This window comes from Pseudomonas sp. NPDC089534, from assembly GCF_044749305.1.
GTDB classification, from domain to species: Bacteria; Pseudomonadota; Gammaproteobacteria; order Pseudomonadales; family Pseudomonadaceae; genus Aquipseudomonas; species Aquipseudomonas ekonensis.
In genome coordinates, this window is record NZ_JBIVHR010000009.1 from 1 (window position 1) to 25447 (window position 25447).

Here is a 25447-nt window from a genome sequence, read left to right on the forward strand (position 1 = left end):
TGACATTGTCGAAGACCGACAGCTGATCCTTGAGTTTGTCCAGCTCAGGCGTGGTCTTGCGCGGGTAGCCGTAGAGGCTCATGCGCTGGCGGTTGGTCGATTCGCCGATCACCAGCACCAGGGTCGCCGGCTGGTTGGCGCCCGCGTCCTTGAGGTTGTGCAGCGGCGGGATCTTGCTGGCGCTGTGCAGCATGCCCTGCATTTCACCCAGGGTTTCGAGGTAGCGGTGGTAGGCCACGGCCATCTGCCATGGCACGGCCGGCTCGATGCGGGTCTCGAACTTCTCGAAACCGCCGGCGAAGCTGCCGGTGCGCTGTGTTTGCTTGATCAGCGGATAGCCGACCACGGCCAGCAGGATCGCCATCGCCGCCACGAACGCGCGGCCACGGGGCATGTAGACCGGGCGCAGGCGTGTCCACAGGAACCAGGCGAACGCGGTGTGGGCGAGGAACGCCGGAATCATCCACCAGGCGAAGTACTGGGTGATGTACTCGCCGGCCTCGGACACGTTCGACTCGAACATGATGAAGATGACGCTTTGCGAGAACTCCTGCTGATAGATGAAGAAATAGCCCAGGCTGGCCATCGAGCAGGCCCACAGCACCACGCCGATCAGCGCGGCCAGCAGACGGGTGCGTTTGGGGAACAGCAGCATCGGCGCCAGCCACACGGCGCTCATCACGAACGCCTGGCGAAAGCCGGTGAACCCGGAGGTGCCGGTCAACTGGATCAGCAGTTGGGTGATGCCCGAGAAGTACCAGAAAAACACGAACAGCCAGAGCAGTCCGATCCAGTCAAAACCTGTCGCAGTCGTATTGCTGCGTTTGAACAATGCCATTCAGCACTCCAGCTCACTCGTCACAACCACCGCCGGATCATCCGTTTTGCCGACGAACGGAAGCCGCACGAAAACGCTCGGCTCAATCGGCGAAGTATCAACAAGGGAATGTGAAAACTTTGTGAGTTGCCCGCAGGGGCGAGGAGGGCGTCGGTGCGGGAGCGGCGTGGCCACTCCCGGGAAGGGCGGGATCAGGCGTTCGGGGTGCGCTGCACGGTCGGCAGCGGATGGGGCTGGGCGCCTTGGGTCAGCAGGCGCAGCTGCGCCAGTTCCTGTTTGAGCCGGTCGCGTTCGTCCTTCAACTGACGCAGTTCGTCGCGGCGGATCGTGACGTACAGGGTTTGTGGCGGCATTGCTGTGTGTACGGTGCCCATTGCTCACCTCGCAAATGGCGTGACTCAACCGTGAATCGGCCCAGATCCTGGGTCGCGGTTCACTATCGGCGCCGATTTTGATTTCTTTTGTCCGTGATGGGAACTTTTTTATTTTTCATGGTCGTTGTGTCTTCGCCACGTTTCCCGACGTTATCTGTCTGGATCGGGCACAATGCCCGGAAACTTCATCACGACGCTTCGGACTAACCTCCATTAGTCGCGTTGGGCTATAACCATTGACACACTTTGATCTGTAGTAAGGAGCATCAGCACATGCAACTCGGGATTATTGGACTGGGCCGCATGGGCGGCAACATTGCGCGGCGCCTGATGCTCGACGGTCACACCACCGTTGTTTACGACCGCAATACCGCCTTTGTCGACACCCTGGCCGCCGAAGGCGCCAGCGCCGCAGCCGATCTGCCTGCACTGGTCGCCGGCCTGGCCAAGCCGCGCGCGGTGTGGGTCATGCTGCCGGCCGGCGCGCCGACCGAAGAGACCATCGAAACCCTGAGCACCCTGCTTGAGGCCGGCGACACCATCATCGACGGCGGCAACACCAACTATAAGGACGACATCCGCCGGGCCAAGACCCTGGCCGAGAAGGGCCTGCACTACATCGACGTCGGCACCTCCGGCGGCGTGTGGGGCCTGGAGCGCGGCTACTGCATGATGATCGGCGGCGACGCCGCCACCGTCAGCCGCCTCGATCCGCTGTTCAAGACACTGGCGCCGGGCATGGGCGACATCCCGCGCACCAAGGACCGCAAGTCCGACGACCCGCGTGCCGAGCACGGCTACATCCACGCCGGTCCCGCCGGTGCCGGTCACTTCGTCAAGATGATCCACAACGGCATCGAGTACGGGATGATGCAGGCCTTCGCCGAAGGCTTCGACATCCTCAAGACCAAGTCCAGCGACCGCCTGCCGGAAGACCAGCGCTTCGACCTGAACGTCGCCGACATCGCCGAAGTGTGGCGCCGCGGCAGCGTGGTGTCGTCCTGGCTGTTGGACCTGACCGCCGACGCGTTGGCCGCCGACCCGAAACTCGACGGCTTCTCGGGTTCGGTGGCGGACAGCGGCGAAGGCCAATGGACCATCGAGGCGGCCATGGAACAAGCGGTGCCGGTGCCGGTGCTGTCGAACTCGCTGTTCTCGCGCTACCGCTCCCGCGGCCAGGGCACCTTCGGCGACAAGATCCTCTCGGCCCAGCGCTTCGGCTTCGGCGGCCACGTGGAGACGCCTAAGAAATGACCCATGCGATCCGCAGGAAGTCCAAGGCCGAGCCCGCGCCGCCGACCACGCTGTTTCTGTTCGGCGCCCACGGCGACCTGGTCAAGCGCCTGCTGATGCCGGCGCTGTACAACCTCAAGCGCGACGGGTTGCTCGGTGACGGACTGCGGATCATCGGCGTTGACCACAACGCCATCAGCGATGAAGGCTTCGCGAAGAAACTCGAAGACTTCATCCGCGACGAAGTGGCCAGCAAGGTCGGCAAGGGCAACCAGTCCCTTGACCCGGCCTTGTGGGCCCAGCTTGCGAAAAACATCAGCTACGTCCAGGGCGATTTCCTGGACGACGGCACCTATTCGGCCCTGGCGGCGAAGATCGCCGACAGCGGCACCGGCAACGCGGTGTTCTACCTGGCCACCGCGCCGCGTTTCTTCAGCGAGGTGGTGCGCCGTCTGGGCAGCGCCGGCCTGCTGGAGGAAACCCCGGAAGCGTTCAGAAGGGTGGTGATCGAAAAGCCTTTCGGCTCGGACCTTGCGACCGCCGAAGCCTTGAACGCCTGCCTGCTCAAGGTGATGACGGAGAAGCAGATCTACCGGATCGACCATTACCTGGGCAAGGAAACCGTGCAGAACATTCTGGTCAGCCGGTTCTCCAACAGCCTGTTCGAAGCCTTCTGGAACAACCACTACATCGACCACGTGCAGATCACCGCCGCCGAGACCGTCGGCGTGGAGACCCGCGGCAGCTTCTACGAAAACACCGGCGCCCTGCGGGACATGGTGCCCAATCACCTTTTCCAGCTGCTGGCGATGGTCGCCATGGAACCGCCGGCCGCCTTCGGCGCCGACGCGGTGCGCGGCGAGAAGGCCAAGGTGGTCGGCGCCATCCGTCCGTGGACCACGGAAGAGGCGCGGGCCAATTCGGTGCGCGGCCAGTACGGCGCCGGGGCCCTGGACGGCAAGCCGTTGGCCGGTTACCGCGAAGAGGCCAACGTCGCGCCGGACAGCACCACGGAAACCTACGTGGCGCTGAAGGTGATGATCGACAACTGGCGCTGGGTCGGCGTGCCGTTCTATCTGCGCACCGGCAAGCGCATGAGCGTGCGCGACACCGAGATCGTCATCTGCTTCAAGCCGGCGCCTTACGCGCAGTTCCGCGACACCGAAGTGGACGAACTGCAGCCGACCTACCTGCGCATCCAGATCCAGCCCAACGAAGGCATGTGGTTCGACCTGCTGGCCAAGCGGCCGGGGCCTGCGCTGAACATGGCCAACATCGAACTGGGGTTCGCCTACAAGGACTTCTTCGAGATGCAGCCGTCCACCGGCTACGAAACCCTGATCTACGATTGCCTGACCGGCGACCAGACGCTGTTCCAGCGCGCCGACAACATCGAGAACGGCTGGCGGGCGGTGCAGCCGTTCCTCGACGCCTGGCAGCAGGATGCGAGCGTGCAGGCCTACGCGGCCGGCGAAGACGGCCCGGAAGCGGCCAATGAACTGCTGACCCGCGACGGCCGCGTCTGGCATGGCCTGGGATGAGTGACGCCGCGCAGCAACCCATCCGTTTTCTGCTCAGCGACATGGACGGCACGCTGCTGCGGGCCGACCACAGCCTGAGCCAGCGCACGGTCGAGGCCGTGCGTTCCCTGCGTGAGGCCGGCGTGCTGTTCAGCCTCGCCACCGGGCGTCCGCCCAGGGCCATGCGGCAGCAGATCGAGGCGTTGGGCGTCGATTTGCCGACGGCGGGCTTCAACGGCGGCACGATCGTCAACCCGGACGGCAGCCTGCTGGTGGCCCACCACTTGCCGGCCACCGCCGCGCTGACGGCGCTGGCGCTGTTCGCCGACCGGCCCGACATCGAAATATGGGTGTTCAGCGGCGACGACTGGCTGCTCAAGGATCCCCACGGGCCGATGGTGCCGCGCGAGCAGCACGGTCTCGGTTACCCGCCGGTGGTGGTGGACAGCTTCGAACCGTATATGGAGCGCATCTCCAAGATCGTGGCCGCCAGCGACAACACCGAACTGTTGATCGAGCTGGAGGCGCGCTTGTTGCCGAAGGTCGACGGTATGGCTCAGGTGTCGCGTTCGCAGCCGGTCTATCTGGATGTGACGGCGCCGGAGGCCAACAAAGGCAACGCGTTGGTGACGCTGGCCGAACACCTGGGCGTGCCCTTGGCGCAGACCGCCGCCATCGGCGACGGCGGCAACGACCCGGCGATGTTCCGCTGCGCCGGGCTGTCGATTGCGATGGGGCAGGCGCCGGAAGAGATCCGGCGCCAGGCCGATGTGGTGACCGGCTCGAACAGCGAAGACGGCGTGGCGCAGGCCATCGAGCGCCACATCCTGCCCCGGTAGGGGGGGCTCCCGCTGACGCCATCGCCAGCAGGCTGGCTCCCACAATGTCCGCGTACAGCCGCCGCCTCTGTAGGAGCTGCGGTGCGACGACTCGACTTGCCAGCGATGGGGCCGGCACTGCCGACATCTGTGGTGACTGATCCACCGCCATCGCCGGCAAGCCGGCTCCCACAGGTTCCGTGTACACCCGCCATCCCCTGTGGGAGCCGGCTTGCCGGCGATGGCAGTGTGTCAGGCCCTTACAGCCAGTAACTCACCGCATACCACCCCAGAACGCCCATCACCACGGTGTACGGCAAGGCCATCCACACCATGCGCCCATACGACAGGCGCACCAGCGGCGCGATCGCCGAGGTCAGCAGGAACAGGAACGCCGCCTGGCCGTTGGGGGTCGCCACGCTCGGCAGGTTGGTGCCGGTGTTGATCGCGATCGCCAGCGTTTCGAAATGCTCGCGGCTCATGTGGCCGGACAGGAAGGCCTGCTTCACTTCGGTGATGTAGATCGTGGCCACGAACACGTTGTCGCTGATCGCCGACAGCAGGCCGTTGGCGATGAACAGCATGCCCGGTTGCTGGTCGGCCGGCAGCGCGAGCACCCAGCGGATCAGCGGCGCGAACAGCTGCTGGTCGTGAATCACCGCGACCACGGCAAAGAACACCACCAACAGGGCGGTGAACGGCATGGCGTCCTTGAAGGCGCTGCCCAGCCGGTGTTCGTCGGTGATGCCGGTGAAGGCGGTGATCAGCACGATCACCATCAGTCCGATCAGGCCGACTTCGGCGATGTGCAGGGCCAGCCCGGCGATCAGGATCAGCGCGGCGGCGCCCTGCACCAGCAGGGCCGCGCGTTGGCGCGGGGTGCGTTCAGCGTTGTCTTCGGCGGCATAGTTGGCCAGCACGGCGCGCACGTTGTCCGGCAGCAGCGTGCCGTAACCGAACCAGCGCAGCTGCTCCAGCAGCACGCAGGTCGCAAGGCCAGCCACCAGCACCGGCAGGGACACCGGCGCGACCTTGCTGAAGAACTCGGCGAAGTGCCAACCCATCTCATGGCCGATCAGCAGGTTCTGCGGTTCGCCCACCAGCGTGCACACGCCGCCCAGCGCCGTGCCGACCGCGCCGTGCATCAGCAGGCTGCGCAGGAAGGCGCGAAACTGCTCCAGATCCCCGTGGTGCAGCACGGGCAGATGCTGGTCGTCGTTGAATTCGCTTTCCTGGCGCGGGTCGTTGCCGGAGGCGACACGGTGGTAGACCGAGTAGAAGCCCACGGCGGCGCTGATGATCACGGCGGTGACCGTCAGCGCATCGAGGAAGGCCGACAGAAACGCCGACAGGAAGCAGAACATCAGCGCCAGCAGCGCCTTGGAGCGCACCCCCAGCAACAGGCGCGAGAACAGGAACAGCAACAGGTCCTTCATGAAGTAGATGCCGGCGACCATGAACATCAGCAGCAGGATCACCGGGAAGTTGTGCACCAGCTCTTCGTAGATCGCTTGGGGCGTGGTCATCTTCAGCAGCAGCGCTTCGATCAGCAGCAGGCCGCCGGGCATCAGGGGGTAGCACTTGAGCGCCATCGCCAGGGTGAAAATGAATTCGATCACCAGCAGCCAGCCGGCGGCCACCGGGCCTGCCGTCCACAGCACCAGTGCATTGAGAATCAGGAACCCGACGATGCACGCCTTGTACCAGCGGGGAGAGTGCCCGAGAAAATTGTGCGCGAACGCCTGGGCCATCGAACCGGACATCGGTTGCTCCTTGTCTTAAGAAGCGCGCAAGGTGCCGTAAGCTTCGATGAAGATCAAGCGTGGGAATTTTCTCTTTATTGATTCAGATAACGCGCCACAACTGCACGGTAGTTACCGTCCAGCGAGTAGCCGCCGACAAGAATCCCTCCGTCGCGCTGAATGGCCATGGACGTTGCGGTATCGAGGCTGCGCCCCAGCCGCGTGCGCAGCCAGCCGTTGCCTTCGCCGAAGTGGCGATCCAGCCGGCCATCGGCCAGGTAGCGGGCGACGATGAAGTCCGCCTCGACGCCGCCGATGGTCGCGCCCGCCGCGATGAACCTGCCGTCCGCCATCTGTGCGGCGGCGGCCCATTGGCAACCGGTATGGCCGATCTCCAGCAGAAGCGGCCGCGCGCCGTTGCAATGCACGTCGCAGCGACCGTTGCCGTGAAGCGTCAGTGACAGGCACCGGATCGGATCGCGGCTGCTGCCCAGGCAATGCAGGCGTTCGGCGGACTCGATGACCTGGCTGACCAGCGCGCTCTGTCCCCCGGCCTTGAACGCCATGAAACCGTCCACGGCGAAGCGTTCGTCCAGGCTGCCGTCCGGCAGGTAGCGCGCCAGCAATCCTTCCTGGGGGAAATCGATGGAGCCGGCCACCACGATGCGCCCGTCCTGCTGCAGCAGCAGGCTGCTGAGCCAGGTATTGAGCAGCAAGTGGCGGACCATCACGAAGCCCCGGCCGTTGAACGCGTTGTCCAGCCGGCCGTCGGCGTTCAGGCGGATCAGGATGCCGGCATGGTCGGCGAGTTCGAAATGATGGTTGGCGATCAGCAGGATCCGGCCGTCGGGCTGCAGGGCGAAGTCGCAGGCTTCGGCGCCGGGAACGCCGGGGGGCAGCCAGGCATCGCGTGAGCCCATGGAGAGATCGCCCGGCAGGCGCACGACTTGCCGTCCGTCGTCGCCGAACGAGCGGTCCGGTCTGCCCTCGCTGTCGAACAGGGCAAGGGCGGGCAGGGTGCGGTGGCTGTTTTCGTAATGCAGGCCGGCCAACAGTATCCGTCCGTCAGGCAACACCTTCACTTTACCGGCGGTCGCCTCGAAGCCGTCGGCGTATGTGCCGATCACGCTGCCTTGCCGGCCGAAGCCCAGGTCTGCCGAGCCGTCCGCCAGCAAGCGGGCCAGACCGAAGCGGCTGCCGTCGTCCGTGCCGACTTTGGCGGCCACCAGAATCCTGCCTTGCGGGTCGAGCGCCACGCCTTGGGTGAGGCTGGACCGGCTGCCGGCGAAGTACACCCGGGCGACGCCGTTGCCGGCGAACGAGCCGTCAAGTTGTCCGGCGGGGTTGGCAGGCGTGGGGAACGCATAGGCGGTCTGGCTGGGCATGCACGCGTCTCCTTGCGAGTCGGCCGGCAACCGGGAGTCGGGCGGACAACTGCATGAGCGACACATTCAATCCCTGTCGGTGAGCAAGTACAACTGACAGAAGTAACAGGTGGAGGGTCGCACTGTGCCAGAACAGTGACTTTTTGAACCAGTCGCAAGCCTGCCAAGTATTCAGGCCCATCAACTAAAGAAAAAAGTTGTACAGAAGTGCGTAAATAAAAGTAGGGATGCGGCAACTAAGCGCAAGAGGGGCGGATGACTTGAGCGTCATCCGCATCGCCCCGGATCAGTGTGGCATCGACCAGGATTGCAGCGTGTAGCCTTCTTCGAACAGTTCGGCGCGGGCCTGTTGCAGCAGGTGTTCGAGCTGGGCCGGGTCGGAGTAGGCGCTACTCGGGATCTTCGTGCGGCCGATCTGGGAGTTGGTGCGGTCAATGACGGTCAGGCTCAGCTCGCCGTTGCCGTCCTGTGGGGCCCAGGCCACGCATTGGAAGGGTTCGAACGCGCGGTTGGCAATCAAAAGAGCTTCGTTGATACGGAGCGGGGCGGTCATGGGGTCTTCTCTCTGTAGTGCCCAATCAAGTGATGTGCCGTCGGTTGGGCTTACCGTTCGGCTGGTTACTTGTACTGATGCACGCAACCGGGGGACGGGTCACACAGGATTCGAAGAAATTTCAACTTTCTTTCAAACCGGCAGTTGCCCGGCAGTTTTTGAAAGCCTGGTGAAAGAATCATGTCGATAGCTAACTAATAAACTCGTTACTTATAACTGCTTCACTTGTACGCCTATAAGCAATTGATACAAGGCGCCGTCAAATTCTTGCTAATGTTACAGCCAGGTCTGCCAAATGACTGTTTTTGCGATCATTTCCCATAATTTGGCGTCAAGGAACAGTCATGAGCGAAGCGCCTGCCCTACGACGATTACTGGTGGTTGATCCCTGTGACGATTGTCATCGCCTGCTGCCCGGCTTGCGCGCCGTTGGATGGGATGTCGACAGTTGCTCGCTGGAGAACGCGGCCGACCGCACCTGCGATGTCGGCCTGCTGCGTTTGCAGCCTTTTCACCTGGAGCGCCCCGAGGCGGTCAAGGAGCTGATCAGCCGCAGCGGCACCGAGTGGATTGCCGTCCTCAACCAGGAAGTGCTGCGGCTGCAGAATGTCGGGGACTTCGTCTGCGAATGGTTTTTCGACTTCCATACCTTGCCGTTCGACGTCTCGCGGGTGCAGGTGACCCTCGGCCGGGCGTTCGGCATGGCACGCCTGCGCGGGCAGGGCACGATTCACGTCGATCAGCCGGAGCATGAGCTGCTCGGCGACAGCAAGCCGATCCGTGAACTGCGCAAACTGCTGAGCAAACTGGCGCCCACCGAGTCGCCGGTGCTGATCCGCGGCGAAAGCGGCACCGGCAAGGAATTGGTCGCCCGCACGCTGCACCGCCAGTCCCAGCGCCACAGCAAGCCGTTCGTGGCCATCAACTGCGGGGCGATTCCCGAGCATCTGATCCAGTCGGAGCTGTTCGGTCACGAGAAGGGGGCCTTCACCGGCGCCCATCAGCGCAAGGTCGGGCGCATCGAGGCGGCCAACGGCGGCACGCTGTTCCTCGACGAGATCGGCGACCTGCCGCTGGAGCTGCAGGCCAACCTGCTGCGGTTTCTCCAGGAAAAACACATCGAACGGGTCGGCGGCAGCCAGCCGATTCCGGTGGATGTGCGCGTGCTGGCGGCCACCCACGTCGACCTTGAGGCGGCCATCGAGAAGAAACGCTTTCGTGAAGACCTTTACTATCGGCTGAATGTGCTGCAGGTGGTGACCGCGCCGCTGCGTGAACGCCACGGCGACCTGTCGATGCTGGCCAACCACTTTTCCCATTTCTACAGTCACGAGACCGGCCGGCGCCCGCGCAGCTTCAGCGAAGACGCCTTGATCGCCATGGGCAAGCACGACTGGCCCGGCAACGTCCGCGAGCTGGCCAACCGCGTGCGCCGTGGCCTGGTGCTGGCCGAAGGGCGGCAGATCGAGGCGCGCGACCTGGGGCTGATCAGCCAGCAGTCGGTCACGGCGCCGATGGGCACCCTGGAAGACTACAAGACCCGGGCCGAGCGCCAGGCGCTGTGCGACGTGCTGAACCGCCACAGCGACAACCTCAGCGTGGCCGCCAAGGTGCTGGGCGTCTCGAGACCGACCTTCTACCGTTTGCTGCACAAGCACCAGATCCGCTAGGGCGCGGAGTTTCTCCGGGGAGGAGAAACTGAAAAGGCCCGCTGCGACAGGGATCGCAGCGGGCCTTTTGCATGGGCGCCCGTCAGAAGTAGTACGGGAATTTCAGGCTGAAGGAGAAGTCCGGGGCATCGTCGGTCATGCCGATGGACAGGTTGGGCACGATGGTCAGGTTGTCGGTGGCCGCGATGGTCATGCCGACGTTGAAGTAACCGGCGTTGGCGTCGCTGGACACCACCGATTCCCAATCCCCGCCATCCTGCTTGAGCTTGCTCTTGCGTTGCACAAGGTCCGACACCGAGAACGACATACTCATCTTCTCGTTCAGTGCGAAGGCGATGCCGGCACCGATCTGGAAGCTGTCGCCGATGCGTACCTTGCCCGGCGTCTTCTGGTTGACCGTGGAGCTGATGTCGTCGAAGGACTCCTCCAGGTTGTGGGTGTAGGACAGGCTGCCGAACAGTACGGCCGGGTCGAAGGTCTTGACCAGCGAGATGCCGGGCGTGATCGACCAGACGCCGTTGCCGGTGGGCAAGGTGTCAGGCACGAACAGGTTGCTGTTGGCGTCGGTCTGGCGCAGCTTGATGCCGAACGGGTCCTTGCCGGTGGGGGCCTTGACCCGCAACGTGACCACCGCATCCGGCGTGTTGACCGACTCGTCCATGAACTTGTAGGCGATGCCGAAGTTGACGTCGCCGATGGTCGGGTCGCGGCTCACGTCCTGTTCTGTGGTGACGTTGGCGGCGCCGTTGTTGCCGCCGCCGGACTGGTAGGTCGAATCGCGGTACACGACCGGTACGTTGATGTCGAACTGCCAACGGTTGTCGAAGTTGTAGCGGCCGGTGAGGTCCAAGGTCCAGGTGTCGGCCTTGATCCGGTCGAGGTTGATGTTGCCCAGGAAGATCGAGTCCAGCGCGAGGAAGCCGTTGAGGATCAGCTGGCGCGTGTCGTAGCGCGAATAGGTGATGCCGGTCTCGAAGCTGAACTTGCCGCCGCCGAAGAAGCCGCTGGCCTCGTCGTACAGGTTGGACACGCTCTGCGCCGGTTGCGAGTCGTCAGCCAGCGATTGGCCATAGGATGCACCGCTTCCCCCTGCTGCGCCCCCCGACGCGGCAGCGGCCCCGGTGCCGGCGACCTGCTTGTTGCCTTTCATGTCGGCTGGCGACTTGGCCAGACGCTTGGGGGGAGGTGAGGCGGGTTGATCCTCGACCTGGCGGACCCGCTGTTCGAGCACCGCCAGGGCCTTTTGTTGCACTTCGTATCGTTGCTTAAGCTCCAGAAGTTCCTGTTTCAGGGCCTCTACGTCCGCGTCCGGTGCCGCTTGCAGCACCGCGGCGGGAAGTAGAGTACTCAAACATACAGCCGCACGCAGTGAAACTGATCGATACATGAATAAGCCGTCCCTTCAAGCCCAATGGTCGAGACTCAGCGTAGTTCAATATCCGATGTTGCGTAGTGCTTTGAGTTGAGTGAGATTGCAGTCCAGAGCGCCGGCGCTCATGCCGTTGTTGCTGAGGACTACGTTGAGTTGCGTCAGGTTATTGACGACGTTGGCGTTGCCCAGCAGTCGGGTGTTCTGCAGCAGTCCGCCCTGGGCGACCTGTTGCAGGGACGTGCCCTGGTTGCCGGAGGCCTGGATGGCCATCTGGATGCCGCCGCCTGTGGCGGAGACCGCAACGCTGCCGGCGGCATTGCTGCCGGAAATGGTCTGTCCGGCCATCAGGGCTTGCCCCTGGGCAGGCACCAGGGCCGGTGCCTGATTGGCTTCTTTGACGTTGATCGCAACGTTGTTATAGGCGGTGTTGCCGTCGCCGGCGGCGCGCACGCTTTGTGTCACGCCTTGGCTGGTGTTCAGCCCCGCGCCACCAATGATGTTGCCGGTCCCCGTTTGCGGGGTGCTGCCGTTACCGGTTTCCTTGATGGTCGAGACATAGAATTCAGGTTTTACCGATGCCGCTTGCAGTTGCATCGAGGTCGAAGCCCCGATCAGATCGCCGCTGGCGTTGCGCCAGGTGCTGCTCATGACCACACCGAAGCTGATGATCCGCCCCGGCATGACGTAACGACCACGAAGCTCGGCGAGCTCCTGATCCTTGATTTCAATGGGTTTGAATCCTGCATTGGCAAAGCTTGATGCGCTCGCTGCCAGGCAGGCGGCGGCCAGCCAATATGAGGTTTTCATCCGCTGCTCCCGGGACATCCAGCCCCATTCTTGTAATCGGCGATTAGAAGAAGTCGCTCTGTATGAACCCGAAGTCCATCAATTCAGCATCTTTGACCGGGTTGAAGGTATCCAGCTTGTTCTTGGCGGTCAGCGGTTCCGGAGGACTGCGCAATGCATTGGTTTTGTCGTATCCGGGGCCGACGATGGCAAAGACAATGCCGTTCCAACCTTTGACAAAGTCGTCGTGCGAGTAGCGTTTGTGTCCTAAAACCGGGTCTCCGATGTAGACCCAATCCTTGTCCGCCCGCTGCAGCACCACGAAATGCTTGTAGCCGCGAATCTCCATCAGCACCACGACCGGAATGCTCACCGACTCGAGTTTGTCGGACGGAATCCGGTAGCCCCTGGCGCGCATGCCGATGCTTTCAACGTAGCGCTTCATGTCCAGCATGGAGAAACCTTGTGTACGCACAAGATCCTGGTCGGAATTGACCAGCATGCCTTTGATGATGTGCTCCTCATCGACGTCGAGCCAATAGGCCTGGCGCAGGACCGTCGCCAGTGCGGCGGCGCCGCAGCTGAAGTCGGTCTTCTGTTCGACGATGTCGGCAAACTTGCGCTCACGCAGGCTTTGCACGTCCTTATAGACCAGTACGCCACCCGGCAGGGCGGCCACAGGTATCTGAGCGGCCTGGGTCAGGCCGGACAGGCAAAGCAGGGCGAGGAGGGCAGTTGTACGCATGGTCGGATACGCCTTGTGGGACCGACGAAAAGCCCCGTTTCCGGGGCTTTCGTTTTGATCGCGATTACATGCAGGCTTTGCAGCCTGCGGCGATGGACAGCGAGTTGCTTTGTTGGTTGCCCACACCTGCCGATACGTTGGCTCCACCGTTGCCGGAGAAGTTGTTCATCGAACCGGTCATGTTGGCGGTGTTGGTCACAGGGTTTTTCCAGCCATCTTTGGTCAGCACTTGTTGGGTGGTGACGCCAGCCAGACCGAAGACACCAACGGCTTCGAATTTGGCTTTTTGATCGTCGTCACGACCGCCGCCACGGTTGTCGTTGCCGTAGCCGCCATGGCCACCGCCGTGGTGATCGTCGCCTTCGATGGTTGCGGTGCCTTTGGCGGCGAAGACGCCAGCGGCAGCGAAGGTTCCGGTAAGGGTGTCTTTTTTGTAGGTCTGCACGCCTTTGTTTTCTACGACCAGGCCGGTGGAGGTCTGGTTCGCGGCTGCGGCGGCATTGGCTACACGGCCACCCGAAACGGCGATTGCCAGGTTGTTTTTCTGTTGGTTGAAGTTGCCGGAAGTCACGTTGACGCCGATGTTCCCGGAGCCGTTGTTGCCAGCGTTGTTCAGAGTAGCGCTGTTGGTGGTCGACGAGTTTTTCACATAGTTGTTGTTGTTGACTTGAGTGGCGCTCGAGGCAGCAACAGCGGTACCGAAGATGAAGCTTTCGTCGGCGGTGGCCAGGGCAGCGGCGTTGTCTTGTTGGTTGCCGTCGCCGGCGGCCACGTTGGCGCCCATGTTGCCGTTGGAGTTGTTCAGCGAATTGTCGGCCTTGGCTTCGTTTTTGGTGCCTTGGTTTTTCACCACGTTGCCATCGCTGTTTTGAGCGTCGAGCACAGCAGCGCCGGCACCGGCGGTGATCTGCAGGATTTGCTCAAGGGTTGGGCCTTTTGGATCGTGGCCGTGGCCATGACCGTTGCCGTGCCCGTTACCATGACCGTGATTGTCGTCACGGCCGCCTGCCTGTGCTGCGATTGCCATCACTGCTGCAAGTGCGAAAACCAGTGGTTTGAGGGCCATTGTAGGTTTCATGGTGTTTCTCCGTCGTGCTTATTAGTTGGTTAAGTGTTGGTACTTTCTAATTGCACTGCTGTTTGGGTCAGTCAGCGACCCGGATGCTCAGGGTGTTAGCCATACGGTTCCCCACCCCGGCACTCTGGTTCACCTGGATCACTCCTCGGCTGCCGGTGAAGGCCTGATCACTTGTCGTGACCTGGCGACTGCCGGGTGAGGTGCCAGTTGCTCCTGAGTTCGGTAAGAGCGCCACGTTCTGTTGCGAGAGGGCGCTGTCGTCAACGCTCTGCGGGGCAGCACTGATGCTGACGCGCGTCACGTTGGCCATCTGGTTGTTGGCGCCGGCGCCCTGGTTGACGCCCAGGATGCCGTTGCCGTTGCTGAAGGAGGCACCGCCGATGGTGGCGCTCGCGTTCGTCGAGCGGTCGGCCGGTGTGTTGATCTTTTGGGTCACGCTGGTGGACGCGTGGGCCTCGGTGCCGATGGCGATCGATTTGACGTTGGCCTGTTGCATCTGGTCGCCGGCGGCCTGGTTGACGTTGAAGTTGCCGCGGTACTGCATCCCGGAATCCTGAATGTTCGCGTTGTTCACAGAGCTGGGATCGGCCATGGCGCTGGTGCAGCCGATCAGGGCAAGCAGGAGCAGGGAACGATTCATGTCATTGGCCTCCGGCCATGCGGGTCAACGGCGCCAGGCCGGTGCTCATCGCACGGTTGACGGTGTTGGAGATCGTGCCGCCGGCACCGCCGCCGTGGCCGGCGCTCATGCCGGGCATCCCGTTGGGGTTGGTCAGGGTGTTCAGGCCAGGCAGGCTGCCGTTGGGGGTCGCGATGTTGCCGCGGATCGACGAGCCGCTGGCGACGCTGGCGAAGTCGCCGTCGTTGAGCTCGGTGTTGTCGATGGTTTGGTTGATCCGCGCAGACGGGTTGGCGTTGACGGTGGTCGGGTACGGATCTTTGCCGGCGCTGCGGCCGATGGGTGTAGGCTGGACATCGCGGTTGAGCACGATCACGCCGTTGCCGCCGGCCTGAACGTTGAAACTGATGAGTGCACTGGCGGCGGATCCGATCACCAGGAGGCAGGTCAGGCCTTTTTTGATATTCCCCACGGTGGCTGTTCCTTCTTCAGTGGGCTGAGCCTAGGTCAGCGTTGTGAGGGAGAGAGCGAAAGCTGTGCCGGTTTTGAAAACCCCATGGATTTCAACGGGTTGGTTTCGAGTCGCGCAAGGCTGATACAAAACCTGTTTCAGCGCTGAAACAGGCACCGGGCCCGCAGGTGGGCCAAAGCCGACGCAAAGCTCTGGAACAAGGGTTTGCGCGGTGGTGTTTCAGCGCTGTAACAGAAGGGATGACAAAGCGATGAAGCGCGCCAAGACGGGCACTTTGCAGTGAGGGCAGTGTTTCAGGAACGGACACTTTTACCCCAAAGCAGGGGAAAAGGGCGGGGCAGACGCCCCGCAATGGGGTCAGTCCGCCAGCAGGGCCGAAACGGCCCCGAAGGCCTGGCGACGCCGTTCGTCCCAGTCGCCCCGGATGATCCGCATCGGCTGCCCGTGCTGCTCCAGCCAGATCCGGGTGGCGTTGAAGAAGGCCTGGCGTTCGCTCAATTGCGGTTGGCAGCGCTGGCCGTCATCGGTCCATTCGATCTGCTCAGGGGACAGCAGCAGGTGCAGGTCGTAGCGGCGGGCCAGCAATTGCTCTTCCAGCCACGCCGGGCAGTCGCCGAAGAGGGTCTGGCTCCAGAGCATGTTGCTCAGCAGGTGGGTGTCGAGGATCAGCAGCGGCGGGCGCTGTGCCCGCGCCTGATCTTCGCGTCGCAATTGGCCGCGGGCGATCTCGGGGATGTCGGCCAGGCACGTGTCCCGGGCCTTTTCCTCGATGAAGGTGCGCACGTACTCGTCCACCCGCACACCGCCGAAGCGTTCCTGGAGGCTGGCCGCCAGCCAGCTCTTGCCGGTGGACTCGGGCCCTGTGAGGACAACGGTCTTCATGCGGCGCGCAACGCGGGATCGGCACGCCATTCGCGCCAGCCCAGCACCGCGATCAGGGTGAACAGGGCGTACAGCGCGGCGGTGAGGTACAGCGCCTTGTAGAGGAACAGGCCGACGAAGACCACGTCCAGCACGATCCACAACGCCCAGCATTGCAGGCGCTTGTGGGCCATCCAGAACTGCGCGACCAGGCTGAACCCGGTCAGCGCGGCATCGAGCCAGGGTTGCGCGGCGTCGGTCCAATGCGCCATCGCGGCCCCCAGCAGCAGGCTGCCCACGGCGCCGACGGCCAGGCCCTGCACGATCGAGGACGGGGCAAGCCGACTGACGTGGCGCCCGTCGTGCATCGTCCCGGCGCGCGTCCATTGCCACCAGCCGTAGACCTGCAAGGCGGCGTAGACCACCTGCAGCAACATGTCCGAATACAGCTTCACTTCAAAGAAGATCCAGCTGTACAGCAGCACCATGACCAGCCCGATCGGCCAGCACCAAGGATTCTGTTTGACCGTCAGCCAGACGGCGATCACACCGAGGGCGGCGGCAAACAGTTCAAGCCCGGACATGCACAATCCTTGAAGGGAGCGGAAGAGGGGCCGGATTGTACCCAAAAAAGACTCTGGCGCGAGCCTGCTTGTGGGAGCCGGTTTGCTGGCGATGGCGGTGGTCTTCGTGCAAATGGCAGGCCGCGGCAGAATCCTGTGGGAGCTGGCTTGCCAGCGATGAGGCCTGTACAGCCGACATCTTCATCGCCTGACGCACCGCCATCGCTTGCAGGGCAAGCTCCCACAGGTTTTTGTGGTGCACCTGGATTTTGCGGGCACCGGAGAACCCCTGTGGGAGCTAGCTTGCTAGCGATGAGGCCGGTCCAGCCGACATCTACATTGCCTGACGCACCGCCATCGCTTGCAGGGCGAGCTCCCACAGGTTCTTGTGGTGTCCCTGGATTTTGCGGGCACCGGAGAACCCCTGTGGGAGCCAGCCTGCTGGCGATGGCGTCAGCCAAGGCACCGCCGGACGGTGCCTTGGCCCAAGGTCAGACCCGGAACTGGCGCAGCAGCCCGTTCAGCTGTTCGCTCAACTGGCCAAGGCGCACGCTGGCGGCGCTGGACTGTTCGGCCGCCAGCGCCGTGCTGTGGGACAGGCCGGCCGCCTGGGTGACGTTCTGGTTGATGTCCTCGACCACATGGGCCTGTTGCAGCGTGGCGCTGGCGATCGAGGCGTTCAGGCCGTTGAGGTTGCGCAGCGCCTGGCCGATGGCGTTCAGGCTGGCGCCCGCCAGGCCGGCCTGTTCGATGGTCAGCCGCGAAGCCGTGCTGCTTTCGCCGATGACTTTGACCGCCGCCTCGGAATGGTTCTGCAGGCGTTCGATCATGGTCTGGATCTCCGCCGTGGACTTCTGCGTGCGCTGCGCCAGCAGGCGCACCTCGTCGGCCACCACGGCGAACCCTCGGCCCTGCTCACCGGCGCGGGCCGCCTCGATGGCGGCGTTGAGCGCCAGCAGGTTGGTCTGCTCGGCGATCGAGCGGATCACTTCCAGCACGCTGCCGATCTGGGTGCTTTCGGCGGCGAGGGTGCGGATCACCTCGACGGCCTGGTCGATGGTGCCGGACAGCCTGTCGATCTGCTGCAGGCTGCCGTCGATGTTGACCTGGCCCTGCTGGGCCTGGGCCTCGGCGTCGCGCACTTCGCTGGCGGCGTGCTCGGCGTTCTTGGCCACGTCCTGCACGCCGTAGGTGACTTCATTGACGGCCGTGGCCACCAGCTCCATCTGCTGCGACTGCTGCTGGCTGCGTTCCTGGGCCTGTGCCGCGTCGTTGCCCAGCTCGCCGGAGGATTGCCCCAACGCGCTGGCGGAGGCCTGCAGGTCGCCGATCACCCGGCGCAGCTTGGCCGTGAAGGCGTTGAAGTGGTGGGCCAGCTGGGTGACTTCGTCCTGGCCATGGGTGTCGAGGCTGCGGGTCAGGTCGCTTTCGCCGCTGGCGATGTTGGCCATGGCGCTGACGCTTTCCTGCAATGGCCGCACGATGCTGCGCGCGATCAGGATCACCAGCACCGCCATGATCAGCGCAATGACCAGACCGACCGCCGAGGCCTTCAGCACCTGACCCTGGAACTCGGCCTGCACGTCGTCGATGTACACGCCGGAACCGATCACCCAACCCCACGGCTCGAACAGCTTCACGTAGGACGTCTTGGCCACCGGCTCGCTCGCGCCGGGCTTCGGCCAGCGGTAGTCGACCATGCCGGCGCCCTTGGACTTGGCGATGGCGACCATCTCGTTGAACACCGCAAAGCCGTCCGGGTCGCGGATCGCCGAGAGGTTCTGGCCCTCAAGCTTGGGATTGGTGGGGTGCATGACCATCACGGGGGTGAGGTCGTTGATCCAGAAATAGTCGTTCTGGTCGTAGCGCAGGCCGCGGATCGCCGTCAGCGCCTGCTTCTGCGCGGCATCACGGGTCAGGGTCCCCGCCGCTTCCAGGCCCTGGTAGTAGGTCAGCAGGCCAGCGGCGGTCTGCACCACATGTTGGGTCTTCTGAGCCTTGGCGTGGTACAGGCCGTCGTGCACCTGTTTGAGCATCAGCACGCCCAGGGTCAGCAACATGACCACCGCCACAATCAAGATGAGCCACAAGCGTCGGCTGATCGACACACTGCGCAAGCTGTTCATAACGCTGTCACTCCGGTTTCTTGTTCTTGTCATAAAACGCCGCCAGCATCCAACCACGTTTCGGGGCGGGCGCCTACGCGACCCAAGTCGTATAACGCACAGCGTTATTTCGGCTTGTCTGTTAGGATTTCGGCCCCGCACGGAAAAACCTGAATGGCGATTGATTCTTCACGGAATTTTGACCGTCCCATGTGGATCCTGTGCGCGTGCGAACCGCACCGCAGCGGCTACGCTTCTCGCAGTGAACGATTGAAAAAATATTATCGGGGCATGCCGCCGGGCATCGCTCTTTGGGGGACTGATGGATCTTTGGACCGCCTTGCAGGCATTGATTCTAGGAGTTGTAGAAGGGCTGACGGAGTTTTTGCCCATTTCCAGTACCGGACACCAGATCATCGTCGCCGACCTGCTGAACTTCGGCGGCGAGCGGGCCATGGCGTTCAACATCATCATCCAGCTCGGCGCCATCCTGGCGGTGGTCTGGGAGTTTCGCCGCAAGATCTTCGACGTGGTCGTCGGCCTGCCCACGCAGCCGGGCGCCCGGCGCTTCACCGCCAACCTGCTGATCGCGTTCCTGCCGGCGGTGGTGCTGGGGGTGATCTTTGCCGACCTGATCCATCACTACCTGTTCAACCCGATCACCGTGGCCGCCGCGCTGGTGGTGGGCGGCATCATCATGTTGTGGGCCGAGCGCCGGCAGCATGAAGTGCACGCCGAAACGGTGGACGACATCCGTTGGACCGATGCGCTGAAGATCGGTTTCGCCCAGTGCCTGGCGATGATTCCCGGCACTTCGCGCTCCGGCTCGACCATCATCGGCGGCCTGCTGTTCGGCCTGTCGCGCAAGACCGCCACCGAGTTCTCGTTCTTCCTGGCCATGCCGACCATGGTCGGCGCCGCGGTGTATTCGGGCTACAAGTACCGCAACCTGTTCGTGCCGGCGGACTTTCCGGTGTTCGCCATCGGCTTCGTCACCGCGTTCATCTTTGCCATGATCGCCGTGCGCGGGCTGCTCAAGTTCATCGGCAGCCACAGCTATGCGGCGTTCGCCTGGTACCGGATCGTGTTCGGTCTGGTGATCCTCGCGACCTGGCAGTTCGGCTGGGTGGACTGGTCGGCGGCCAAGCCATGAGCGATCCCCGCGCCCGCCGCGGGGGCGGTGTCCAGAACCTGAAGCTGAAGCTGGCGGTGTTCCTGGCCGTCTGCGCACTGCCGCTGTACGGCTCGCTGTCGATGTGGCTGCACGGGGTTTCATCGATCCCGCTGGTGGCCTACGGGGTCGTCAGCGCAGTGGCGTTCTTTCTGTACTGGGGCGACAAGCGCAAGGCGCGCAACGAGGCCTGGCGCACGCCGGAGAACATCCTGCACGCGGTGGAACTGGCCGGCGGCTGGCCGGGCGCGCTGATCGCGCAGCAGGTGTTCCGGCACAAGACGCGCAAGGCGTCGTTCCAGATCGTCTTCTGGATGATCGTGGGGTTGCACCAGATGTTCTGGATCGACCGGCTGTTCTACGGTTCTGCGTTGTCTGCTGTGTGGTGAGTTTCGGTTAGCCTGTTGCTCGGTGGGCGGTCTGGTCCGGCGGGGCTGGATGGGCCGCCGTCATCGCCAGCAGGCTGGCTCCCACATGGGATGGCGGCGAATGCAGAGTCTTTGGTCACTGCAGAACCCTGTGGGAGCCGGCCTGCTGGCGATGGGTTCAACCCAGAACGCCAACCGATCAAAGCAATAGCCCGACCTGCGTGCGCTTGGGCAGCTTGCCCACCACCAACTGGTGCGAACGCTGCAGCAACCCTTGCAGCTCCTCGGCGCCCAGCGGGTAGGGCGGGTGCATGATGATCCATTGCGCCCGCGCCAGGTACGGCGCCGGGCCGATGCCCGGACGGTCGCAATGGCCCAGGAACAGATCCTTGTCGACCTTGAACGCCAACGACTCGCCGCGCAGCCCCTGCAAGGCGAACATCTTGTTGCCGGCCACCGAAAACACCCGCACGCCCCCCCACTTGTAGTCCTCCCGCGCACCGGGCAGCGTCAGGCAGAACGCGGCGACGTCCGTTTCGCTCATCTTTCCTTGTTTCATAACAGGCGCTCTCCACAGGCATTGAACGATTCGACCAGGTGGTCGATCCATGCGCGCACCGCCGGCATCACGCCGCGCCGGTGCGGATACACCGCTTGCAGCCAGCCGCCGGGCAATGACCAGCCCGGGAGCAACTGCACCAGCGTGCCGTTGTTCAGCTCCGCTTCGCAATACATCATCGGCAGCAGGGTGAAGCCTTGCCCGGCCAGCACGCAAGCCTTGCGCACGATGAAGTCGTCGATGCCCAGCCGGGCCTCCAGCGCCAGGTCGCAGCTCTTGCCGTGTTCATCGAGCAGGCGCACATGCACCATCCGGTCGGGTTCCAGGGCGCCGAGCACCGGCAGGTTCTTCAGGTCCTGCGGATGCCGGATCTCGACGCCCTCTATAAAGGAAGGGCTGGCCACCACGACCATCTGCGCCTGACGCAAACGGCGGGTGACCAGCATCGGGTCTTCGTCGCCGTGCTCGCGCACGCGCAGGGCGACATCGACCCCTTCGGTGATCAGGTCGACCCGGCGGTTGAGCAGGATCACCTCCAACTGAACTTGGGGGAACTTGCCCAGGAAGTCGCTGATGACCATCGGCAGCATTTCGTGGGCCAGCCCCGTCGGGCACGACACCCGCAACCGGCCCCTTGGCTCGCTGGACATGCTGGCGACGGCTTCGTCCGCCATTTCCGCCTCCAGCAGCATGGCCTGGCAGTGGCGCAGGTAGCGTTCGCCCACTGCCGTCAGCTTCAGTTGGCGGGTGGTGCGCTGCAGCAGCCGGGCGCCGAGGCGCTCTTCCAGCTCGGCGATCCGCCGCGACAGGCGCGACTTGGGAATGCCGAGCAGGCGGCCGGCGGCGGCGAACCCGCCGGCCTCGACCACCTTGGCGAAATAGTAGAGATCGTTGAGGTCTTGCATGGTGAGATCCGACTGTTCTATCAGTGGGACAAACTATCGCATTGTTGCCGTCTAATCAGCTATTGGTTTCGTCTGTAGGATTGTCTCCATTCCGTCGCCACCGGCGATTCTTTCCAGGAGATTCCACATGAAACTGCTGCACATCGATTCGAGCATTCTGGGCGACAACTCCGCATCCCGTCAGCTGAGCAAGGAAGTCGCTCAGGCCTGGCAAGCCGCCGAGCCAAGCGCCGTGGTGACCTACCGCGACCTGGCCGCCGACGCCATCAGCCACTTCTCGTCGACCACCCTGGTGGCCGCCGGCACCACCGCCGAACTGCGCGACGCCGCCCAGCAGCATGAAGCCGAACTCAGCGCCACCACCCTGGCCGAGTTCAAGGCGGCGGACGCCATCGTGATCGCCGCACCGATGTACAACTTCACCATCCCGACCCAGCTCAAGGCGTGGATCGACCGCATCGCCGTGGCCGGCCAGACCTTCCGCTACACCGAAGCCGGTCCCGAAGGCCTGTGCGGCGGCAAGAAAGTGGTGATCGTGTCCACCGCCGGCGGTCTGCACGCAGGCCAGGCCAGCGGCATCGCCCACGAAGAGTACCTGAAGCTGGTGCTGGGCTTCCTCGGCATCACCGACATCGAAATCGTCCGCGCCGAGGGCCTGGCCTACGGTGAGGAAGTGCGCAACAACGCCATGAGCGCCGCCCACACGCAAATCAGCGAGCAACTGTTCGCCGCCGCGTAAGGCTTGCGTAAAGAACAGCGTCTGTTCAGGTAAACCCAAAAAAACTCTGTATTCTGGTTCTGCAAGGGCCAGATACGGAGTTTTTTGTTTCTGGCTGTTACATAATCTGGCCCGGGTTATGCAGTCAAGCGTTCGACGTCTGAGTGCAGCGTCGCGCCGCAGCGCCAGACCTTGGCGTTTCGGGCGTCTGACCGCACCGGATCTTTCGATTGAGTAACACAGGGTGGGGCATCCCATGATGCGTCTTTGTGCAACGTTACTGATTTGCCTGCTCGGCAGCCTGAACTCAGTGCACGCGGCGCCTGGGCAGCATCCACGCTGGAGCGTCGGTTACCACGAGATGACGTTCCTCGATCCGCTGGACCTGCAACCGATGCGCGCCATCGCGTTCTATCCCTCCAGCGACCGTGAGCACACCAGCAAGCTTGAGGGCTATACGGTCGAGGCCGGCGAAGACGTCAAGGTCGCCATCGGCCGTTTCCCGATGCTGATGCTGTCCCACGGCAACACCGGCACGCCGCTGGCGCTGCATGACCTCGCCACATCGCTGGCGCGCAAGGGGTTCGTGGTGGTGGCGGTGATCCACCCCGGCGACAACTCCAAGGATCACAGCCGGCTCGGCACCCTGAGCAACCTGTACGGCCGGCCGATCCAGATTTCCGAAGCCATCACGGCCACCCTCGGCGACCGTATGCTCGCGCCGTTCGTCAACGCCGAGCAGGTCGGGGTGATCGGCTATTCGGCGGGCGGCGAGACGGCGCTGATCCTTTCGGGCGCCACGCCGGACCTGGATCGCCTGCGCCGCTACTGCCAGGAGCGCCCGGACGACCGCGACGCCTGCAACACCCAGGGCGAACTGATCGTCGACCGCGACGACCTCCAGCCGGTGGCCGATCCGCGGGTGCATGCCTTGCTGCTGATGGCGCCGCTGAGCCTCAAGTTCGGCCGCCATACATTGGCCGACGTGCATGTGCCGGTGCTGATGTACAGCGGCGACGGCGACAAACTGGTGGCCTTCGACAAGAACGCCGCCGCCCTGGCGCGCAAACTGCCGACCGCGCCGGACTTCAAGCTGCTGGCCGGGGCCGGGCACTTCGTGTTCATGGCGCCTTGCAACGAAGAGCAGATCGTTGCGATGCCGGCGCTGTGCACCGACGCCGACGGCGTGGACCGCGAAGACATCCACCGCAACCTGATCTCCGAGGCCGGGCGGTTCTTCTCCCGGGTGCTGGGCCGGCCGAGCCGGGCGGGGATGCAGACCGCAGACCAATGAAACCCCGATGCCCCCTGTGGGAACCAGCCTGCTGGCGATAGCGATCTGTCATTCAACGCCTGGTCGACTGTTTCGCCAGCAGGCTGGCTCCCACAAGGGCAAGATCAGGCCGCGCGCCGCTTGAGCATCAGCGTCAGCCCCAGTCCGCCCACGGACAGCACCGCCGCGCAGAAGAAAATCCACGAATACCCCAGGTTCAGCGCCACTGCGCCCATCAACGGCCCGGCAATCGCCAGCGCCAGGTCAAAGAACACCGCGTAGGCGCCCAGGCCCGCACCGCGGCTGGAGCCGGGCACTTGCTTGATGGCTTCGACGCCGAGCGCCGGGTACACCAGCGACAGGCCGAGCCCGGTCAGGCCGGCGCCGATCAGCGCGGTGGCGGTGGAGGGCGCCAGCCACAGCAGCGCCAGGCCCAGGGTCTCGATGATCATGCAGGCAATCGCGGAGCTGAAACCGCCGAAACGGTTGATCGCCGAAATGAACAGCAGGCGCGACAGAATGAAACACACGCCGAACACCGTCAGGCAGTACGCCGCGCCGGTCCAGCCCCGGTTGAGGTAGTACAGCGTGATGAAGGTGGTCAACGTGCCGTAGCCGATGGAGGCCAGGCACAGGCTGGCGCCGTAGGGGGCGATCCGGCCGAACACGGCCCGGAACGGCAGGCGCTCGCCGCGCACCACCGGCACCGACGGCTTGTTGCGGATCAGCAGCAGCGCCCCGGCCGCCAGCGCCGACAGGGCGATGCCGAGGCTGGCGAAGCCGTAATCCGCCACCATGATCACCCCCAACGGCGCACCGATGGCGATGGCGCCGTAGGAGGCGATGCCGTTCCAGGAGATCGAACGGGCCGTGTGCTCGGCGCCGACCTGGCCCATGCACCAACTGATGGTGCCCACCCCGATCAGGCCTTGGGCGATGCCGAGCAGCAGGCGCGCGGCGATCAGGATCACCAGGCTCAGCAGCGGAACGCTTTGCAGCAGCGTCGAAAGCAGGGTCAGCGCGCCGCTCAGGACAATCCCCGACAAGCCATACACGATCGCCCGCTTGGTGCCGACGCTGTCCGACATGCGCCCGGCCATCGGCCGGCTGAGCAGGGTGGCCAGGTACTGCGAGCCGATGGTCAGCCCCGCGATCACCGCACTGAAGCCGAGCTGCTCATGGACGTAGCCCGGCAGCACCGCAATCGGCAGGCCGATGCAGAGGAAGGCGATGAAGGTATAGAAGACGATGGAAACGATCTGCAGAGTGATCGACAGAGAGCTTTGCGACGGCGGTTGCTGCGCAGACATGGGGACTCGTTCGCGGGCGGCGGTGGGAGATGCGGCATCATGGCTTTTGTGCGGGGTAAAAGGAAGCAGGCTAACGATGTGAGTGGCTGAAAGTGATCGGCAGTCCAGTCACCTAGATGTCAGCAGTGCCGGCCTCATCGCTGGCAAGCCAGCTCCCACAAGTTTTTGGGTGTGCCGGGATCTTGCGGACGGCCGGGATCCCTGTGGGAGCTGGCTTGCCAGCGATGGCGGCAGTCCAGTCACACAGATGTCGGCAGTGCCGGCCTCATCGCTTGCAGGCAAGCACCCACAGGTTTTTGGGTGTACCGAGATCTTGCGGACGGCCGGGATCCCTGTGGGAGCCAGCCTGCTGGCGATGGCGGCAGTCCAGTCACACAGATGTCGGCAGTGCCGGCCTCATCGCTTGCAG

At 63.8% G+C, this 25447-nt stretch carries 25 protein-coding genes; 8 read left to right on the forward strand and 17 right to left on the reverse strand.

Features of this window, described 5'->3' with window-relative positions; genetic code table 11:
* Both ACIP0B_RS04100 and ACIP0B_RS04105 read right to left on the reverse strand, forming a co-directional pair.
* Positions 1–838, reverse strand: an 838-nt coding sequence (locus tag ACIP0B_RS04100; RefSeq protein WP_400829987.1) for a sulfatase-like hydrolase/transferase, incomplete at its 3' end; no start/stop codon positions are given.
* Between the two features lie 191 nt (positions 839–1029).
* On the reverse strand, positions 1030–1212 hold the full coding sequence (locus ACIP0B_RS04105; RefSeq protein ID WP_400829988.1) for a DUF6026 family protein: 183 nt from the start codon (positions 1210–1212) through the stop codon (positions 1030–1032).
* A gap of 273 nt (positions 1213–1485) precedes the next feature.
* On the opposite strand from ACIP0B_RS04105, the gene gnd reads away from it, so the two are divergent.
* From gnd to ACIP0B_RS04120, 3 genes are read left to right on the forward strand one after another with little or no spacing between them, the layout of a single operon-like run.
* The gene (gene gnd, locus ACIP0B_RS04110; protein ID WP_400829990.1) at positions 1486–2466 is read left to right on the forward strand and encodes a phosphogluconate dehydrogenase (NAD(+)-dependent, decarboxylating); all 981 of its coding nucleotides are present in this window, start codon (positions 1486–1488) and stop codon (positions 2464–2466) included.
* Positions 2463–3986, forward strand: a complete 1524-nt coding sequence (zwf, locus tag ACIP0B_RS04115; protein WP_400829991.1) for a glucose-6-phosphate dehydrogenase — start codon at positions 2463–2465, stop codon at positions 3984–3986. Before gnd ends, zwf begins: the two co-directional genes overlap by 4 nt.
* Positions 3983–4804, forward strand: coding sequence for an HAD family hydrolase (locus ACIP0B_RS04120; protein ID WP_400829993.1), 822 nt, complete (start codon positions 3983–3985; stop codon positions 4802–4804). Before zwf ends, ACIP0B_RS04120 begins: the two co-directional genes overlap by 4 nt.
* A gap of 239 nt (positions 4805–5043) precedes the next feature.
* On the opposite strand, the gene nhaB is transcribed toward ACIP0B_RS04120, so the two are convergent.
* The 3 genes from nhaB to ACIP0B_RS04135 all read right to left on the reverse strand — a co-directional run bounded on the left by nhaB (position 5044) and on the right by ACIP0B_RS04135 (position 8463).
* Positions 5044–6546, reverse strand: coding sequence for a sodium/proton antiporter NhaB (nhaB, locus tag ACIP0B_RS04125; RefSeq protein WP_400829994.1), 1503 nt, complete (start codon positions 6544–6546; stop codon positions 5044–5046).
* Positions 6547–6620: 74 nt separating this feature from the next.
* Positions 6621–7910, reverse strand: a complete 1290-nt coding sequence (locus ACIP0B_RS04130; protein ID WP_400829996.1) for a hypothetical protein — start codon at positions 7908–7910, stop codon at positions 6621–6623.
* Positions 7911–8196: 286 nt separating this feature from the next.
* Positions 8197–8463 (reverse strand): hypothetical protein, encoded by a 267-nt coding sequence (locus ACIP0B_RS04135; protein WP_400829998.1) that lies wholly within the window; start codon positions 8461–8463, stop codon positions 8197–8199.
* A gap of 344 nt (positions 8464–8807) precedes the next feature.
* Between ACIP0B_RS04135 and ACIP0B_RS04140 the strand changes: the two genes are divergently transcribed.
* Entirely contained in the window at positions 8808–10133 is a 1326-nt protein-coding gene (locus tag ACIP0B_RS04140) for a sigma-54 dependent transcriptional regulator (protein WP_217891828.1), read from the forward strand.
* Positions 10134–10215: 82 nt separating this feature from the next.
* Here ACIP0B_RS04140 and ACIP0B_RS04145 read toward each other — a convergent pair whose 3' ends face one another.
* The 9 genes from ACIP0B_RS04145 to ACIP0B_RS04185 all read right to left on the reverse strand — a co-directional run bounded on the left by ACIP0B_RS04145 (position 10216) and on the right by ACIP0B_RS04185 (position 18755).
* A complete protein-coding gene (locus tag ACIP0B_RS04145) occupies positions 10216–11520 on the reverse strand; it encodes a hypothetical protein (RefSeq protein ID WP_400830000.1) in 1305 nt (434 codons plus the stop codon).
* 45 nt (positions 11521–11565) lie between these two features.
* Complete coding sequence (locus ACIP0B_RS04150) at positions 11566–12312, reverse strand: hypothetical protein (RefSeq protein ID WP_400830001.1); 747 nt, start codon at positions 12310–12312, stop codon at positions 11566–11568.
* A gap of 43 nt (positions 12313–12355) precedes the next feature.
* Positions 12356–13036, reverse strand: a complete 681-nt coding sequence (locus tag ACIP0B_RS04155) for a C39 family peptidase (RefSeq protein ID WP_400830002.1) — start codon at positions 13034–13036, stop codon at positions 12356–12358.
* Positions 13037–13100: 64 nt separating this feature from the next.
* The gene (locus tag ACIP0B_RS04160) at positions 13101–14114 is read right to left on the reverse strand and encodes a heme utilization protein (RefSeq protein ID WP_400830004.1); all 1014 of its coding nucleotides are present in this window, start codon (positions 14112–14114) and stop codon (positions 13101–13103) included.
* Between the two features lie 67 nt (positions 14115–14181).
* Entirely contained in the window at positions 14182–14754 is a 573-nt protein-coding gene (locus ACIP0B_RS04165; RefSeq protein ID WP_400830005.1) for an adhesin, read from the reverse strand.
* Between the two features lies 1 nt (position 14755).
* On the reverse strand, positions 14756–15205 hold the full coding sequence (locus tag ACIP0B_RS04170) for a hypothetical protein (protein WP_400830006.1): 450 nt from the start codon (positions 15203–15205) through the stop codon (positions 14756–14758).
* A 357-nt stretch (positions 15206–15562) separates the two neighbouring features.
* A complete protein-coding gene (locus tag ACIP0B_RS04175) occupies positions 15563–16087 on the reverse strand; it encodes an AAA family ATPase (RefSeq protein ID WP_400830007.1) in 525 nt (174 codons plus the stop codon).
* Positions 16084–16650: a nicotinamide riboside transporter PnuC gene (pnuC, locus tag ACIP0B_RS04180; RefSeq protein WP_400830009.1), complete on the reverse strand. Its 567-nt coding sequence runs from the start codon at positions 16648–16650 to the stop codon at positions 16084–16086. Before pnuC ends, ACIP0B_RS04175 begins: the two co-directional genes overlap by 4 nt.
* Positions 16651–17120: 470 nt before the next feature.
* On the reverse strand, positions 17121–18755 hold the full coding sequence (locus tag ACIP0B_RS04185; RefSeq protein ID WP_400830011.1) for a methyl-accepting chemotaxis protein: 1635 nt from the start codon (positions 18753–18755) through the stop codon (positions 17121–17123).
* Between the two features lie 301 nt (positions 18756–19056).
* Here ACIP0B_RS04185 and ACIP0B_RS04190 point away from each other — a divergent pair, with 301 nt between their 5' ends.
* Both ACIP0B_RS04190 and ACIP0B_RS04195 read left to right on the forward strand, forming a co-directional pair.
* A complete protein-coding gene (locus ACIP0B_RS04190; RefSeq protein ID WP_400830012.1) occupies positions 19057–19887 on the forward strand; it encodes an undecaprenyl-diphosphate phosphatase in 831 nt (276 codons plus the stop codon).
* A complete protein-coding gene (locus ACIP0B_RS04195; RefSeq protein ID WP_400830014.1) occupies positions 19884–20294 on the forward strand; it encodes a DUF1294 domain-containing protein in 411 nt (136 codons plus the stop codon). Before ACIP0B_RS04190 ends, ACIP0B_RS04195 begins: the two co-directional genes overlap by 4 nt.
* Positions 20295–20472: 178 nt before the next feature.
* Here the strand turns inward: ACIP0B_RS04195 and ACIP0B_RS04200 are convergent, their stop codons facing one another.
* Together ACIP0B_RS04200 and ACIP0B_RS04205 are read right to left on the reverse strand one after the other, a co-directional pair.
* Complete coding sequence (locus ACIP0B_RS04200; protein WP_085633808.1) at positions 20473–20832, reverse strand: MmcQ/YjbR family DNA-binding protein; 360 nt, start codon at positions 20830–20832, stop codon at positions 20473–20475.
* A complete protein-coding gene (locus ACIP0B_RS04205) occupies positions 20829–21737 on the reverse strand; it encodes a LysR substrate-binding domain-containing protein (RefSeq protein WP_400830015.1) in 909 nt (302 codons plus the stop codon). Before ACIP0B_RS04205 ends, ACIP0B_RS04200 begins: the two co-directional genes overlap by 4 nt.
* A gap of 127 nt (positions 21738–21864) precedes the next feature.
* Here ACIP0B_RS04205 and ACIP0B_RS04210 point away from each other — a divergent pair, with 127 nt between their 5' ends.
* Together ACIP0B_RS04210 and ACIP0B_RS04215 are read left to right on the forward strand one after the other, a co-directional pair.
* Positions 21865–22476 (forward strand): FMN-dependent NADH-azoreductase, encoded by a 612-nt coding sequence (locus tag ACIP0B_RS04210; protein ID WP_400830017.1) that lies wholly within the window; start codon positions 21865–21867, stop codon positions 22474–22476.
* Positions 22477–22711: 235 nt separating this feature from the next.
* Positions 22712–23749 carry an alpha/beta hydrolase family protein gene (locus ACIP0B_RS04215; RefSeq protein WP_400830019.1) on the forward strand — a complete coding sequence of 346 codons (1038 nt, stop codon included), beginning with the start codon at positions 22712–22714 and terminating at the stop codon, positions 23747–23749.
* 104 nt (positions 23750–23853) lie between these two features.
* Here ACIP0B_RS04215 and ACIP0B_RS04220 read toward each other — a convergent pair whose 3' ends face one another.
* Positions 23854–25038 carry an MFS transporter gene (locus ACIP0B_RS04220; RefSeq protein ID WP_400830020.1) on the reverse strand — a complete coding sequence of 395 codons (1185 nt, stop codon included), beginning with the start codon at positions 25036–25038 and terminating at the stop codon, positions 23854–23856.
* Positions 25039–25447 lie beyond the last annotated feature (409 nt).

Bases quoted from the DNA above. Each gene is read 5' to 3' on its own strand.
- ACIP0B_RS04105 (WP_400829988.1), bottom strand. From the start codon at position 1,212: ATGGGCACCGTACACACAGCAATGCCGCCACAAACCCTGTACGTCACG.
- gnd (WP_400829990.1), top strand. From the start codon at position 1,486: ATGCAACTCGGGATTATTGGACTGGGCCGCATGGGCGGCAACATTGCG.
- zwf (WP_400829991.1), top strand. From the start codon at position 2,463: ATGACCCATGCGATCCGCAGGAAGTCCAAGGCCGAGCCCGCGCCGCCG.
- ACIP0B_RS04120 (WP_400829993.1), top strand. From the start codon at position 3,983: ATGAGTGACGCCGCGCAGCAACCCATCCGTTTTCTGCTCAGCGACATG.
- nhaB (WP_400829994.1), bottom strand. From the start codon at position 6,546: ATGTCCGGTTCGATGGCCCAGGCGTTCGCGCACAATTTTCTCGGGCAC.
- ACIP0B_RS04130 (WP_400829996.1), bottom strand. From the start codon at position 7,910: ATGCCCAGCCAGACCGCCTATGCGTTCCCCACGCCTGCCAACCCCGCC.
- ACIP0B_RS04135 (WP_400829998.1), bottom strand. From the start codon at position 8,463: ATGACCGCCCCGCTCCGTATCAACGAAGCTCTTTTGATTGCCAACCGC.
- ACIP0B_RS04140 (WP_217891828.1), top strand. From the start codon at position 8,808: ATGAGCGAAGCGCCTGCCCTACGACGATTACTGGTGGTTGATCCCTGT.
- ACIP0B_RS04145 (WP_400830000.1), bottom strand. From the start codon at position 11,520: ATGTATCGATCAGTTTCACTGCGTGCGGCTGTATGTTTGAGTACTCTA.
- ACIP0B_RS04150 (WP_400830001.1), bottom strand. From the start codon at position 12,312: ATGAAAACCTCATATTGGCTGGCCGCCGCCTGCCTGGCAGCGAGCGCA.
- ACIP0B_RS04155 (WP_400830002.1), bottom strand. From the start codon at position 13,036: ATGCGTACAACTGCCCTCCTCGCCCTGCTTTGCCTGTCCGGCCTGACC.
- ACIP0B_RS04160 (WP_400830004.1), bottom strand. From the start codon at position 14,114: ATGAAACCTACAATGGCCCTCAAACCACTGGTTTTCGCACTTGCAGCA.
- ACIP0B_RS04165 (WP_400830005.1), bottom strand. From the start codon at position 14,754: ATGAATCGTTCCCTGCTCCTGCTTGCCCTGATCGGCTGCACCAGCGCC.
- ACIP0B_RS04175 (WP_400830007.1), bottom strand. From the start codon at position 16,087: ATGAAGACCGTTGTCCTCACAGGGCCCGAGTCCACCGGCAAGAGCTGG.
- pnuC (WP_400830009.1), bottom strand. From the start codon at position 16,650: ATGTCCGGGCTTGAACTGTTTGCCGCCGCCCTCGGTGTGATCGCCGTC.
- ACIP0B_RS04185 (WP_400830011.1), bottom strand. From the start codon at position 18,755: ATGAACAGCTTGCGCAGTGTGTCGATCAGCCGACGCTTGTGGCTCATC.
- ACIP0B_RS04190 (WP_400830012.1), top strand. From the start codon at position 19,057: ATGGATCTTTGGACCGCCTTGCAGGCATTGATTCTAGGAGTTGTAGAA.
- ACIP0B_RS04195 (WP_400830014.1), top strand. From the start codon at position 19,884: ATGAGCGATCCCCGCGCCCGCCGCGGGGGCGGTGTCCAGAACCTGAAG.
- ACIP0B_RS04200 (WP_085633808.1), bottom strand. From the start codon at position 20,832: ATGAAACAAGGAAAGATGAGCGAAACGGACGTCGCCGCGTTCTGCCTG.
- ACIP0B_RS04205 (WP_400830015.1), bottom strand. From the start codon at position 21,737: ATGCAAGACCTCAACGATCTCTACTATTTCGCCAAGGTGGTCGAGGCC.
- ACIP0B_RS04210 (WP_400830017.1), top strand. From the start codon at position 21,865: ATGAAACTGCTGCACATCGATTCGAGCATTCTGGGCGACAACTCCGCA.
- ACIP0B_RS04215 (WP_400830019.1), top strand. From the start codon at position 22,712: ATGATGCGTCTTTGTGCAACGTTACTGATTTGCCTGCTCGGCAGCCTG.
- ACIP0B_RS04220 (WP_400830020.1), bottom strand. From the start codon at position 25,038: ATGTCTGCGCAGCAACCGCCGTCGCAAAGCTCTCTGTCGATCACTCTG.